Below are 14,205 nucleotides of genomic sequence, written 5' to 3' on the forward strand. Positions count from 1 at the left end.
CTCTTTACCCCGATCATGCAGCGATACCAGAATTACTTTATGCTACGACAGTGCTACTGATGGTGACCTGAGTGGTCCTCGTTAAATCGAGCGCAAAGATAGACCTCTTTTTTTAATAATGTAATATTTATACGGAACTTCTTGATATTTTGGCATTAATTAACTTTTTAGCTGTTATAATGACAATATTAAGGATAAAATGATGTTGCGTCCCGGAGCCACAATTCCTGACGAGTAGGTTTTGTACCTTTCATCAAGAATATTTTCGATACTTGCAGTGGCCATTAATATAGAGTTTAACTGGTATTGCGATTTAAGGTTGATGGTGGTCCATCCTGGAGAATAGGGATTCCCATTTTTATCGATGGCATACATGTAATCTTTACCAATTTCGCTGTCTGGCATTTGTGAGTATGGGACCTCACCGTTGTATTGAAGGTTGAAATCTACCTTCATTTTTTTCTTCTCGTAACTCAAATGAGTTATTCCAAACCAGGGAGCCGCGTGGCGTAAAGGAGAATAACTGCCATCGTCTAATTCTTCGCGACCTTTTTGATAGTTAAAACGGGTGGAAGCGCTAATGCCTGATTTCCACTTGAACTCCATACCTAATTGTATACCATAAACTCTGGCATGAGCTGCGTTTTGAATGGCTTGAACCTGACTTAATTCTCCATCGTACATTATGCTATCCTGTCCGTTTAACTGGTAATCACGACGAACCATGGCGTTGGTTAACCATGTGTAATAAGCAGCAATGTCGAGTTTAACTTTTTTAGCTACAATAAATGCAGCTCCTGCTTCGTAATTTATAGCATATTCAGGTTTTAAATCAGGATTGGGTACCACCACGGAACCGGCTTCTGAATCAAATATCTTTCCTGTATCATCAATATTGGGAGCTCTAAATCCTGTTGATATAGATGAGCTTAGTTGTATATTTTCATTGGGGTTGTGGATAAGGCCAAGGCTTCCGGTTAAAGCGCCTGTATTAAGGTTTGCCTCATTAAATGGAAAATCGTAAAAGTCATTATTGAATTCGGCGTTTAAAACAATGTAATTATATCTTAAACCTCCTTGTAAGCTGGTTTTTTGTGTTATTTTATATAGATAATTACCGTACCCGGCCATTGAAAACCAGGTCGATCCATCCGGATATCTTGAGGAAGTTGGAGAATGCTCATTGGTTATAATGTTCTCTTTTATTCCTTTTGAATCAATAAAATTACCAATGGCTTCTATTCCGTAAAACAAACGGTTGCCATTGCCATGATTTTTCTCGAAGTCGATATTCAAACTAAAGGCATCAACTTTCTCTGTTCTGTGTTTGATAGAAGTACTATTCAGACTTCTGTTATGGCGACTTTCTTTAAAATGCTGATACGATGCAATAATATGAAAATGGTCGTATGCTTTAGTGGTTGCAGTATGTTGTATGTTCAGGCTGTTCATTATCCATACCTGCGGTCCATAATACCATTCGGCATTACTGAGAGTATCGTTTTCATAAAGTATCAGGCGGTCGTAACGATCAACTTTCGATGATTCGGAATAATGAAAACCATAATTTATTTGCCATTGATTATTGGGTACGTATTTGAATTTCTGCATCAGGTTAAGCTGATTGTAAGCACTTGGTGTTTGTATTTGGGGGTTGTTGTTTTGGATGATTTCGTCAACTCCATTTCTGGTAACAATATATTCAGGTCGTAAATATTCATCCGGGCCGTGAGATCCCATTCTTAAATCACCGAAGTTAGAATGGGTAAAACTTGTAAATGAAGCCCATTTGTTAAATCCCAGGTTAAAATCGATGTGTCCGGTAGCTTCATTATTGGCAGAAGAGTAGCGGGTATTTGCTCTGACTTTAATTAGCTGCTTACTATTGTGTGATAGAATCGGCTCGAAGGTGTAAAATCCCATTACGCCACCAATGGCATCGCTACCATAAATAACTGAGCCCGGACCAAAAATTACTTCTGCACGGTTAGTTGCAAAAGGATCCAGTGAAATAACATTTTGTAGATTGCCGCTTCTGAAAATAGCATTGTTCATGCGTACACCATCAACTGTTATCAAAACCCGATTGGTAGCAAATCCTCTGATCATAGGGCTTCCGCCACCTAACTGACTTTTTTGAATATATACATCTCCGGTATTTGCTATTAAGTCAGCAGCTGTTTGAGGATTTAAAAAAGTAACATCTTTAGGTTTTAAAATCGAAACTTTAGAAGGAGTCTCTCTTCTTCCTTGCTTCCATTTAGTGGCCGAAACGATAACTTCATCTAACGATAGTTCGCTGGGTTCTAAAAGAACTTCCCAGTTTTGTTTTTGAATCTGATGGTAACTAAGTAGTTGGTTTTCGTAGCCAATAAGCCGGAAATATATACTGTCTTTATCCTTAAACTCTTCAAATGTGCTCTTGCCATTTACATTGGTAACAGTACTAATGGTGCTGGAAGGGGTGAAAATAGTTACCAGTTCCAGAGGTTGAAGGTTTTGTGCATCGCGCACTAATACTGTTTGAGCATGAGATAAAAGTGTTGTGCAACAAATTACTATAACAATTAAAATTCGGGTCATAAATTGAGCCGGGTTGAAATTTCTGAGGTTATTTCTTTGATTTATGATTCAAAGATAGACTTATTCATCAATTTTTGGTGCGAAATGAATTGTAATCTCTAATATTTCAGGTCTGTTACCCGTTCTTATTGGCGGGCCCCAGGTTCCGAAACCAGTGCTGACAATGAAATGAGAACTGTCTTTTTGTTTGTAACCTCTGCTTACTTCAAAAATCTTTTCTGTAATATAGCCAAAGGGCCAGAGCTGTCCATGATGAGTGTGTCCTGAAATTTGCAAATCAATACCTGCATCAGTGGCATCTTGCAAGTTGTATGGTTGATGGTCTAATAATATAATGGGTAGTGACTGGTCGATGTTTTGAAGTAGTTCCTTAATTTCTTTTCTCTTGTGTTGGGTTCTGTTTTTGTCTCTGTCTTCACGAGCTGCTATTACAAATGAATTGTTAATGATAATACTTGTGTCGCGAAGAACTTTGATGCCATGTTCAGTTAAGTATTCAACCGCTCTTTCAACGCCACCAATGTATTCGTGATTTCCGGTGGAGGCATAAACTCCTAAGGGTGCATTCAGTTGTTTGAGGTTCTCTCCTAAGTTTTGCTTAATAACAGGTTGTACGTCTTCGTCAACTACATCGCCGGCAAAAAGTATTAAGTCTGGCTGCAGACTATTAATGGTTTCTACTAATTTATTTGTTTTTCGAGGACCTATAATGGTGCCCAGGTGAATATCAGATGCGGCAACTATTTTTAATGATTTAAGGGAGTTAGCCTGTTTGTCAATATTAATAGTGTGTCGACTGATTTTAGGATGCCAGGCATTTAAGAAGCCAATAAACATGGTAAGTAGTACGCCTGATGTAATTACTGTTCCGGTAATCAGTTTAAGTTTTAAATATGCTTCCGATCCTTTTGTGGGAAGGAAATGAAAAAAATAATTGGCAATTCTAACCAAATCAACCGTTATTAAGCTTAATGTAAAATACAACATGCCGGCAAACCAAAATGCGCCTATCCAGTGCAGTGTTGTTGAGGGAGGAGCGTACCATATTTTCTCAAGAAAACGACCGGCAGGATAAGATAGAAACAATACAAGCATTGTTATTCTGAAGGTGCTTTTTAATGTTGGATAGGCATTTAGCCATTGCATTCCTCTTTGGTAAATGTAGAAGTTAACGAAAAAGTGAATGCTTAATATGATGCTTATGAAAATGATTATATTGGCTGCTTTCATTTTAATTTATTTGAATGTAAAGATATAAAAGACGGTTAAAAGAGTGGTCTCTTAGAATTAACCGGAACTAATATTAATTGTTCTATGGGTGAAATAAGAAATAAACCATCGAAATGGTGGTTGATATTAGGGGGTAGTCTTATTCTGATTGGTATTATTTTAAAGGTGATAGGAATTTCAGGTGTTTATCCGATTGTTGCATTTATTTCCGGAGGCTTAATAAAAGTATTTTATATGTCATTGGGGATTTATCGCAATGTGTTTAAGCTTGGTTGGGAGGTTGTTTTATTGGTGGTGGGCGTTTCGTTAGTTATGGTTGGGGTGTTTCTCAAGGCTAATCCTGAACTAATTCATTTGTCGGGTTGGTTTATTGCTGTTGGTGTCATTTGTAAATTGGGGTTTGTTTATTTGTTTTTTCAACGTCAAAAAAGAAAAAAACTCTTTGGAAATTGAAGAAGTAATTAAATGTTTGGAAAAGGATATAAAAAAAGAATGATAAAATAAAACCTATAAAATAAGGGATTATAGGTGATATATAGTGAATATGTAGGATTAAAAATATCTATATAATAGGATAAATAATCTTGAGCTATTATGTTTGTATCAATAAAAGATGTTTAAATCTTAAAATAAGTAGTTATGAAGAATGTTGTTTGTCCTGTTTCGCCGGATAGAATTTTGGAAGCTCAACCGCGAATATCAGCTTTGTTTGTTGTGGTGTTGTTAACTATTTATCTGTTGACTCAACTTTGGTTGATACCCGCATTTTTGTTTGTGGATTTTCTTTTAAGAGGTTATACAAGCGGTAAGTATAGCTTAATTGGCTCGGTGTCGAAATATTTCGCTTTAAAATATTATTCTCATACACGCAAGATTGATAAAGCTCCTAAGATATTTGCAGCCCGGTTAGGTGTGGTTTTTAGCTTGTTAATTACTGTTTTGTCTGTGGTAAGTGTTAGCGCATGGGGAAGTGTATTTGCATTAATACTAATTGCGTTTGCATCGATTGAATGTTTCTTTAATTTTTGTGTGGGTTGTTATGTGTATACATTATTTATAGTTCCTCGTCTTAAAAGCTGCTAGTTTCTCTTCGAGTAAATTTAAAATTGGCATGGAATTTTAGGTGTTGAAAATCTGCATTTTAGGTATATTTCACAATTGGCTTAATCTGATATTTTTTCAATTTAATCTAAAGAATAAGGGTGTTTGTCAAAAGTTTAGTGACGTTCAGGTGTTTAACCGTAATAATTAACACTTTTAAAAAGTAAAATTTAAAACAAGTGTTATGAAATATCTGATAATAACCCTAGTTGCCTCTATGATGACATTAGTGGTGTATTCGCAGGACTTTTCTTATGTGAAGGAAATTGAACTAAATGATATTAATCAGCTAAATTCAGCTGAAGAGGATGTGTTGGAATGTTGTTACTATTTAGTTGCAGCACGCTATAATAAAAACGATAATCAGCGAATAATAGCCACTGATTTTGTGAATAAATGGGCTAAAGGTAGATTTGGTGATGAGGCCATTTTAAATACGAAAGTAAAAGAAGTTACCGAGGAGCGGCAAGAATTAAATGATTTGTTTGTTACGTATTATACGCTCAGGTTTATCGAGAATGAAGGGGATATGGAAGAGGAAGAGTTGATGCAGGCAGCTTTTACCGGTGTGATATCTTTCTGTGAGAATCCTGTAAATAAAATTAAATTAACCAAGGAGCTAAAAGGTTTAAAGCAGGTAATTGAGGATGGTGCTTTGTCTGCTTATCTGCAAGAGTAGTTAAAAATATTTATTAAAAAAAAGCGGGAGTTCTAATTAAGAATTCCCGCTTTCTTTTATTATTTAGCACTAATGGCTGTCATTATTTTTTGTTCCAGTTCTTCTGCTAATTCAGGATTGTCTTTGATTACCTCCTTAACAGCTTCGCGTCCCTGTCCAAGTTTGGTTTCGCCATAACTAAACCACGATCCGCTTTTCTTAACAATTTCCAGTTCTACGCCTAAATCAAGTATCTCACCAATACGTGAAATACCTTCACCGTAGCGAATCTCAAATTCTGCCTTTTTAAACGGAGGAGCCACTTTGTTTTTAACAACTTTAACACGAGTTAAACTACCCACAACGTTTTCGCCGTCTTTTATTTGGGTAACTCTTCTGATGTCAAGTCGAACAGAAGCGTAGAATTTAAGAGCATTACCACCTGTAGTTGTTTCAGGATTCCCAAACATAACTCCAATTTTCTCACGAAGCTGGTTGATGAAAATACACGTGGTATTTGTTTTGTTAATGGTTGAAGTAAGCTTACGTAATGCCTGAGACATTAATCTAGCTTGTAATCCCATTCTAGAATCACCCATATCACCTTCAATCTCAGCCTTAGGAGTAAGGGCAGCAACTGAGTCAATTACGATGATGTCAATGGCTGAAGAGCGAATCAACTGGTCTGCAATTTCTAATGCTTGTTCGCCATTGTCGGGCTGAGAGATGAGTAGGCTTTCTAAATCAACGCCTAATTTTTCTGCATAAAAACGATCGAAAGCATGCTCTGCATCAATAAAAGCAGCAATACCACCTTGTTTTTGTGCTTCAGCAATGGCATGAATAGCAAGCGTTGTTTTACCTGATGATTCAGGGCCATAGATTTCAATGATTCTACCGCGGGGTAAGCCGCCAACGCCAAGTGCCAGGTTAAGCGCAATAGAACCGGATGGGATAACGGGTACATCTTCAATTGCTGCATCATCCATCTTCATGATGGTTCCTTTACCATAGGTTTTATCAATTTTATCCATGGTTAACTGAAGGGCCTTCAGTTTTTCCTGGTTCACTTTCTTATCTTTTTTCTCTTTTTCTGCCATTTCTATTTTGTTTATGCTGTTTCTTCAATTTGTCAAGGAAGGTATTTTATTTGTTTAGTTCACTCAATATCTGATTAGTGTGATCTTTGGTTTTTACCTTTTCAAATATTTTAATGATCGTACCTTCTTCGTCAATAATAAATGTTTTTCTTAAAACTCCCATATATGTTTTGCCATACATCTTTTTTTCGCCCCATGCATTATACATTTCCAAAATTTCTTTTTCGGTATCTGCAATTAGGTTAAACCGTAGGCTGTGTTTGGCAATAAATTTTTGATGAGATGTAATGCTGTCCGGACTTACTCCAATTACCTCAAATCCTTGGTTGGTTAGTTCGTCGTAATTGTCGCTTAAATTGCACGATTCAGCAGTACAACCAGGTGTATTGTCTTTGGGGTAAAAATATAAAATCACTTTTTTGCCTTTAAAATCATCCAGGCTAATTGTGTTATTGTCTTGATTTAGTCCTTTGAAAATTGGGGCTTTATCGCCCTCTTTAAGTGCTGACATAGCAATTGAAATTTTAATGGTTACAAATATATTTAATATAGAACGATTATGGTTGACCTTGGTTCAAAAGTTATTAACATCCAATATCTCAGTATTGTATGATGCCTTTGTTTATCGTAATTTAATGTTGTTCGTAAAAAGAGTGTTCAGTTCAAGCTATTTGCATTAAGAATTATTTGTTGTTTGTAGTTATTCTGATAAGCGGGCGGCAAAATCATTTGGTTTGATTAATTTTGAAGCTGCCAATACTAGAAAAATATGATTTTGAAACCTATGAAAATTAAATACATTGTTTTGATCCTGACTGTACTTAGCTTTAATGTATTAAGTGCGCAGGAAACTTATTCATCAAAACAGGCATATGAAATTTTTAAGAATGGTGATTATAAAGAAGCGCAAAAAGCATATGGTTATTTGTTAAGTAAATACGACCGTGAACCTAAATACAATTATTATTTTGGTATATGTTTATTGCAAAATAACGAGCAAATATCAGAAGCTGTTAAACGATTGAAGTTTGCAGCTATTAAAGGCGTTAGTCGCGATGCTTATTATTATTTAGGAAGAGCTAATCAGTTAAATTATCATTTTGAAGAAGCCATAAAGCATTATAAGCGCTTTTTAAAATATGCCTCTGCTTCTGACATAAGAAACGATAATGCAGAGAGTTATATTCAGGAGTGTGAGGTTGGATTACAGCTTTCTGCAAAGGTGTATAACTTAAATGTTCTTTCTCGGGATACTGTAGCGAAGAAGGATTTTATCAATTATTATCACCCGGTAAAAGATGTTGGGCAGATAATGCATAATGACGATTTTTTTGAATCGGGTGTGGATCCTGAAGGAGTACTTTATCTTACCGAAAGAGGCGATCAGGTATATTTTGCTTTGTTGAATGAGGAAGGGAACAGGGATGTTTATAAAATGGAGAAGCTGCTGGATGGCTGGAGCGATAGCAAAGTGCTTAATGAGATTAATTCGGAGTGGGATGATATGTACCCATATTTATTGATTGATGGTCAAACTTTATTCTTTTCCTCAAACCGTGAGGGTGGATTAGGTGGTTTTGATATTTATAAATCTACTTTCGATTCAGAAACGAAAACTTTTACATCACCTGTGAACGTGGGTATTCCTTTTAATTCACCAAAGGATGATTTTCTTTTTGTAACCGATGAATTTAATGATAAAGGTTGGTTTGCTTCCAATCGCGAAACCAGCGACAGCCTTGTGATGGTATATGGGTTTGAATGGAATAACAGGGTAGTGAAGAACCTGGTTACCGATATGAATGTGGTGCCGGAAGTGGCAGCTTTGTCATTATCGCAAACATCTTCAGTGGGAGGAAATTCCGGAGTTAGAAATAATGTGTCTACCCACAAGCAAAGTGACGAAGAGTTTAGGTTTATTGTCGCCGATACTTTGGTTTATACTCAAAAGGAGCATTTTAATAGCGATGAAGCATTGGCTTACTTTACTCAAAGTCAGAAATTAATCCAACAGAAAGATAGTCTTTCTGATTTGATGAGAGTGAAGCGTCAGGTGTATGCTCGAACTAATTCAGATTCAGAAAGAAATGAATTGGTGAATGATATTTTACTATTGGAAAAGCAAGTCTATGGTTTAGATAGTAAAATTGAACAAAGTCAGAATAATGCCAGGTATTCCGAGTTAAACAAGATTAAAGAACTGATTAAACAAGGAAGATATTTAGCTCCCAGTCAGGTTAAGAGAGAGAATAAATCAGAGGCTCAGTTGAAAGAAATTCTTATTCCATCAGAATATACTTATTACACAGATGAAGAATTTCAAAGGCATTTAAATGACTTGGATGAGATGTATGAGAAGTTATTTTCTCAGGATGAAATAGCAAGGTTAAAAAAGGCTGACTCTTTATTTGTATGGGGAAATATACTAAACCTTGAGGCATCTAAGCTTTTGGAAGAAGCCGATGATCAACCAACAGTGAAGGTTCCGGTGGTTTCAACTCCCTTTAAAAAACAAGAAGAGCAAGAGGAAGAAATATCACCCATACAGGAAATGATTGACAAATCGAGGGAATTAAAAGATATTGCATTAGAGTTATATCATCAGTCGCTCGATCAGAAGTATCAAATATATGGAGCTAAAATAAACGGGGTTGTTAAATCAAATCCAACTTTAGATTATACTTATATTGAGCAACCACAGATGGATGCCAATACATATTTTAAAAATGCGAAGGAAATGCTGAATCCTGCTTTTGGGTATGATGTAGAGACCTTTGAAAAATCCGGTTCTTTAAAAAGAGCAGGAGTACAAGAGCAAGAGAAAGCATTGTTTGCATTTCTTGATAAAAACGGTGGTGGAGCTGCTGCGGATGTTTTGAAAGATAAAACGGAAGTTGCTGGAACGACTCAAAAAACCTACCAGGAATTACAAGGTTTGCAAGATGATGAGCAGGAAGTGAAACCTGCAGATGTAGTGCAGGCTGCCTTTAAAAAAGAATATGAATATAGGATTCAAATAGGTGTTTTCCGAAATGAACCGAATGCAGATGCATTGAGTAAGTTGCCTGAAATAACAAAGACTGAACTACCATCGCGGAACCTAACAAAATATTTTGCCGGCAGGTATTCGAGTTATGCTGAAGCAACAAAAAGTCTGGATAAAATAAAGTCAGCAGGATTTAGTGGAGCTTTTGTTGTAGTGTTTAAAGATGGTAAGCAAATTAATCTTACTGATGAATTAAAAAAGTAGGAATTAGTTTTTCACAAAAAAAACTGTTTAATTTAAAGAAACAATTGACCTATGGTTTCATTTGGAAAAAGAAGCAAACTTCCGGAAAAAGGTGGAAGCGATAATGAAAAACATGTTCTTATTCTACATAATGATGATATAAATACTTTTGATCATGTTATAGATGTATTGTGTGAGGTGTGTGAGCATGACGCAATTCAGGCTGAACAATGTGCATTAATTACTCATTATAAGGGATCATGCGATATCATGATCGGTTCTGTTGATATGCTTATGTCAATACAGGAACAGATGGTTCAGGAACAACTTTTAGTTACCATTGATTAAGTTACTATGTCATTAACTGTAATAATTTTAATAATTCTGTTGGGATTATTTCTGCTGATTCTCGAGTTTTTTGTCTTTCCCGGAGTAACAGTAGCCGGTATAGGTGGTTTTTTATTTGCAGCCGGAGGTATTTATCTGGTTTATGCTAAATATGGAGCTTCCCATGGTAATATTGCTTTGGTTACTACTTTAATTGTTTCAATAGTTATATTGGTAATGGCATTCAGGTCAAAAACATGGAACCGATTAATGCTTAATTCAAATATTGAAGGTAAGGTAGAAACTGTTGAGGAGGAAAATATAAAAGTAGGTGATGAAGGTGTTACTATTACCAGACTCAACCCAATTGGAAAAGTAAGTGTTAATTCACAAATTATCGAAGGTCGTTGTCCCGGGCATTTTGTGGATGAAAATACGTCAATTATAGTTCAGAAAATTTATAAAACATACGTAATTGTAAAACCTAAAAATTAAACTTACATGGAAGGTTTCGCTCCTATATTATTGATTGCGGCAGTAGTTGTCGTTGTCTTTTTGTTCTTGTATTATGTGCCAATACTACTTTGGTTTTCTGCATTAGTGTCAGGTGTTAGAATTTCGCTTATTCAGCTTGTTCTAATGCGTATTCGTAAAGTGCCTCCGGGTGTTATTGTGCGTGCGTTAATTGAGGCTTCAAAAGCTGGATTGAGAGAAGTTAAACGTGATGAACTAGAAGCACATTATTTGGCCGGTGGTCATATTGAGAATGTTGTTCATGCCTTGGTTTCTGCAGCAAAAGCTAATATTGACTTGAATTTCCAAATGGCAACAGCCATTGACTTAGCAGGTCGTGATGTATTTGAAGCAGTTCAAATGTCAGTAAATCCTAAAGTAATTGATACGCCTCCGGTAGCTGCCGTTGCTAAAGACGGTATTCAGTTAATTGCAAAGGCCCGTGTAACTGTTCGTGCCAGTATTAAGCAATTAGTTGGGGGTGCTGGTGAAGAAACAGTGCTTGCCCGTGTTGGAGAAGGTATTGTATCATCTATTGGTTCTTCTATCTCTCATAAAGCAGTGTTGGAAAATCCTGATTCTATATCAAAAGTAGTATTGGAAAAAGGTCTGGATGCAGGTACTGCATTTGAGATTCTTTCCATTGATATTGCAGATATTGATATAGGTAAAAACATTGGAGCCGGATTACAGATTGATCAGGCTGAAGCTGATAAAAATATTGCACAGGCCAAAGCTGAAGAGCGCAGAGCCATGGCAGTAGCTCTTGAGCAGGAAATGAAGGCGAAAGCTCAGGAAGCACGGGCTAAAGTAATCGAAGCAGAAGCCGACGTGCCTAAGGCATTGGCTGAGGCTTTCCGTAGCGGAAATCTAGGTGTGATGGATTATTTAAAGTATAAAAATATTGAGGCTGACACGGCCATGCGCGATTCAATTGCCAAGCCGGGAAGTAAACCTCCTAAAAAAGATAATTAATTTTTCAAAGCTCCTTCGGGAGCTTTTTTTTTGACCTTTAAATAGTTAATTCCTGACGAAAAAGGAGAGAGGTGAAAAAGCTCTGAAAATTTTTAAAAAGTTTTTGGAGATATGATTCTATTTACTACTTTTGCAAACGCAATCGCAAACGGGGTGTACGATAGAGGAGCTTGGAACGGTTGTTACTCTTAAAAAGTAAGGGTAAAATTAAAATCTTGGAGAGTTGGGTGAGTGGCTGAAACCACCAGTTTGCTAAACTGACGTACGGGCAACCGTACCGGGGGTTCGAATCCCCCACTCTCCGCTCAAATTTTGTTTCGGGGTGTAGCGCAGTCCGGTTAGCGCACCTGGTTTGGGACCAGGGGGTCCCAGGTTCGAATCCTGGTACCCCGACAACTTAGAAGAGCTTTGTAATGATAAAGCTCTTAATTTTTTAGAATTGATTTTTCGGGGTGTAGCGCAGTCCGGTTAGCGCACCTGGTTTGGGACCAGGGGGTCCCAGGTTCGAATCCTGGTACCCCGACGATAAAAAAATCAAAACAAGTCAAAAGCTCATAAACCATTGTGTTTGTGAGCTTTTTTGTTTTTTATTATCCTGTTTAGTAGCAAAGTAAACCACATTTAATGAGACCTATTCGGTGACCTCATTTTCTTATTATCTTTATATGTTGATATATGATAACGATCAGATTCATAGTGTTTAATTTGGTGTGTTTTGATCGATTTTAACATTTGTTAAGTGACCTTACTAGGTGACCTCTGTTTCTATTTAACCGGTAGGTCACCATATCTTTGTAAGATATTGAATGATAGTCTTAATGGATTGATTCAATAATTATTTTTGATCATTTTTATTGACTTTCTAATACTTATGTTAATAATCAAAATGAATCATTTAAAATCAAATATTATGGGAAATAAGGTTAATACACTGGGAGTAGGGTTCTTGCTAAAACAGAGTAAAGGTAGAAACGGTCAAGCACCTTTGTATTTGAGGATAACTGTTAATGGAAAAAGGGCTGAAATTTCTTTAAAGACTTTTGTTGATATTAATAAATGGGATTTTAATAAAGGATTGTATGCTGGATATACCAGGGAAACTCAAAGGCTAAATACTCAACTGGAACAAATAAAAGGACATGTAGTAGATTGCTATCACCAACTTCAGGCCAGAAGAGAAATAATAACAATTGATACAGTTAAAAATCTCTATTTAGGTATAGAAAAGTCAGATTTTACTTTAGTGAAGCTTTTTGAATATCATAATACAGAGATGAAGGATATTCTTAGGTGGGGGACATTAAAAAACTATTTTACAACAGAGAAATATATTAAACGCTATTTAATCAAGAAGCATTTTATCAGAGATATTCCGTTATCTCAACTCAAATATGGTTTCCTCACTGGTTTTGAGAAGTTCATGAAAGAGTCGGAGCCTATCAATCCGGATAATCCTTGCAATCATAACACCGTTATGAAGCATATTGAGAGACTGAAAAAAGTAATTAATCTGGCTGTGCGAAATGAGTGGCTGGAAAAAGATCCTTTTGTGAAATTTAAGCCTAAATATATACGAAAAGAAATTGCCTATTTGGATGAAGATGAATTGGCAAGGATTCAATTTAAACATTTTTCCATCTCGAGGCTTGATTATGTCAGGGATTTGTTCATTTTTAGTTGTTATACAGGGTTATCTTATTCCGATGTGTGTGCATTGACAAGTGAAAATATACAGTTTGGGATTGATGGTAATAAATGGATAATTACGTATAGGATCAAAACGAATCAGCAGGTTAAAGTACCCATCTTACCTCAGGCAGAAGAAATAATTAATAAATATCAAGATAATCCCAGAGTTGAAATGTCAGGGAAACTTCTTCCGATATTCACAAACCAGAAAATGAATTCATATCTAAAGGAGATTGCCGATTTATGTGATATCCAAAAGTATTTAACTTTTCATGTTGCCAGACATACGTTTGCAACTACGGTTACATTGAAAAATGGAGTACCTATAGAATCTGTATCTAAGTTATTGGGGCATCGAAGTATTGCAACAACTCAGATTTATGCTAAAGTTATTGATACAAAGTTAAGTCATGATATGCAACGATTACGTGATGTTTTACCAATTAAGGATAGAAGTGTGAGGTAGGGCTTTGCTTTTTTGCCAATAGTCAGAGCTCCCTCCCAAAAGATAATTAATATGGTTCCAATTGAATTTTTTATTCACTTTAATATTTCTGCCGTATAGTGTATCGCCCCTCCGAAAAATTGCTACAATGTCACTTCCTGTTTTATTGCAAGAGCGACATCAATAGATGGAGTTTATGTACTCTTGCAATAAAACAGAAAGAGATATTAATTTTTGAAGAAGGAGTGAGAAACGATCGGAGGGTGTCCAAAAACGGATACCCTCTTTTTTCGTTCATAATCAGTATATTGCGGCCTTAAGAACTTGTTTATATTGTTGATATTTAGTATCTTAA

At 36.1% G+C, this 14,205-nt stretch carries 12 protein-coding genes and 3 tRNA genes; 11 read left to right on the forward strand and 4 right to left on the reverse strand.

Annotated features, from left to right (window positions below; genetic code table 11):
- Positions 1-174 precede the first annotated feature (174 nt).
- Positions 175-2,583: a TonB-dependent receptor gene (locus KEM10_RS18430; protein ID WP_212217776.1), complete on the reverse strand. Its 2,409-nt coding sequence runs from the start codon at positions 2,581-2,583 to the stop codon at positions 175-177.
- Positions 2,584-2,643: 60 nt separating this feature from the next.
- Positions 2,644-3,813: a metallophosphoesterase gene (locus KEM10_RS18435; RefSeq protein ID WP_212217779.1), complete on the reverse strand. Its 1,170-nt coding sequence runs from the start codon at positions 3,811-3,813 to the stop codon at positions 2,644-2,646.
- Positions 3,814-3,897: 84 nt separating this feature from the next.
- Here KEM10_RS18435 and KEM10_RS18440 point away from each other — a divergent pair, with 84 nt between their 5' ends.
- The 3 genes from KEM10_RS18440 (at position 3,898) to KEM10_RS18450 (ending at position 5,593) form a co-directional block, all read left to right on the forward strand.
- Positions 3,898-4,266, forward strand: a complete 369-nt coding sequence (locus KEM10_RS18440; RefSeq protein ID WP_212217781.1) for a hypothetical protein — start codon at positions 3,898-3,900, stop codon at positions 4,264-4,266.
- A gap of 186 nt (positions 4,267-4,452) precedes the next feature.
- Positions 4,453-4,896 (forward strand): DUF4395 domain-containing protein, encoded by a 444-nt coding sequence (locus KEM10_RS18445; protein WP_212217784.1) that lies wholly within the window; start codon positions 4,453-4,455, stop codon positions 4,894-4,896.
- Between the two features lie 202 nt (positions 4,897-5,098).
- The gene (locus KEM10_RS18450; protein WP_212217787.1) at positions 5,099-5,593 is read left to right on the forward strand and encodes a hypothetical protein; all 495 of its coding nucleotides are present in this window, start codon (positions 5,099-5,101) and stop codon (positions 5,591-5,593) included.
- Between the two features lie 59 nt (positions 5,594-5,652).
- On the opposite strand, the gene recA is transcribed toward KEM10_RS18450, so the two are convergent.
- Positions 5,653-6,672, reverse strand: a complete 1,020-nt coding sequence (gene recA, locus KEM10_RS18455) for a recombinase RecA (protein WP_212217790.1) — start codon at positions 6,670-6,672, stop codon at positions 5,653-5,655.
- Positions 6,673-6,718: 46 nt separating this feature from the next.
- A complete protein-coding gene (gene bcp / locus KEM10_RS18460; RefSeq protein ID WP_212217793.1) occupies positions 6,719-7,183 on the reverse strand; it encodes a thioredoxin-dependent thiol peroxidase in 465 nt (154 codons plus the stop codon).
- A 273-nt stretch (positions 7,184-7,456) separates the two neighbouring features.
- Here bcp and KEM10_RS18465 point away from each other — a divergent pair, with 273 nt between their 5' ends.
- The 8 genes from KEM10_RS18465 (at position 7,457) to KEM10_RS18500 (ending at position 13,871) form a co-directional block, all read left to right on the forward strand.
- Positions 7,457-9,922, forward strand: coding sequence for an SPOR domain-containing protein (locus KEM10_RS18465; protein ID WP_212217796.1), 2,466 nt, complete (start codon positions 7,457-7,459; stop codon positions 9,920-9,922).
- 51 nt (positions 9,923-9,973) lie between these two features.
- Positions 9,974-10,249: an ATP-dependent Clp protease adaptor ClpS gene (locus tag KEM10_RS18470; protein WP_212217799.1), complete on the forward strand. Its 276-nt coding sequence runs from the start codon at positions 9,974-9,976 to the stop codon at positions 10,247-10,249.
- A 6-nt stretch (positions 10,250-10,255) separates the two neighbouring features.
- Complete coding sequence (locus KEM10_RS18475; RefSeq protein ID WP_212217802.1) at positions 10,256-10,723, forward strand: NfeD family protein; 468 nt, start codon at positions 10,256-10,258, stop codon at positions 10,721-10,723.
- Between the two features lie 6 nt (positions 10,724-10,729).
- On the forward strand, positions 10,730-11,716 hold the full coding sequence (floA, locus tag KEM10_RS18480; protein ID WP_212217805.1) for a flotillin-like protein FloA: 987 nt from the start codon (positions 10,730-10,732) through the stop codon (positions 11,714-11,716).
- A gap of 217 nt (positions 11,717-11,933) precedes the next feature.
- Positions 11,934-12,020, forward strand: a tRNA-Ser gene (locus KEM10_RS18485).
- A 14-nt stretch (positions 12,021-12,034) separates the two neighbouring features.
- Positions 12,035-12,109, forward strand: a tRNA-Pro gene (locus KEM10_RS18490).
- 55 nt (positions 12,110-12,164) lie between these two features.
- A tRNA-Pro gene (locus KEM10_RS18495) sits at positions 12,165-12,239 on the forward strand.
- A gap of 387 nt (positions 12,240-12,626) precedes the next feature.
- Positions 12,627-13,871 carry a site-specific integrase gene (locus tag KEM10_RS18500; protein ID WP_212217808.1) on the forward strand — a complete coding sequence of 415 codons (1,245 nt, stop codon included), beginning with the start codon at positions 12,627-12,629 and terminating at the stop codon, positions 13,869-13,871.
- Positions 13,872-14,205: the final 334 nt, after the last annotated feature.

This window comes from Carboxylicivirga linearis (assembly GCF_018271995.1).
GTDB lineage: Bacteria > Bacteroidota > Bacteroidia > Bacteroidales > Marinilabiliaceae > Carboxylicivirga > Carboxylicivirga linearis.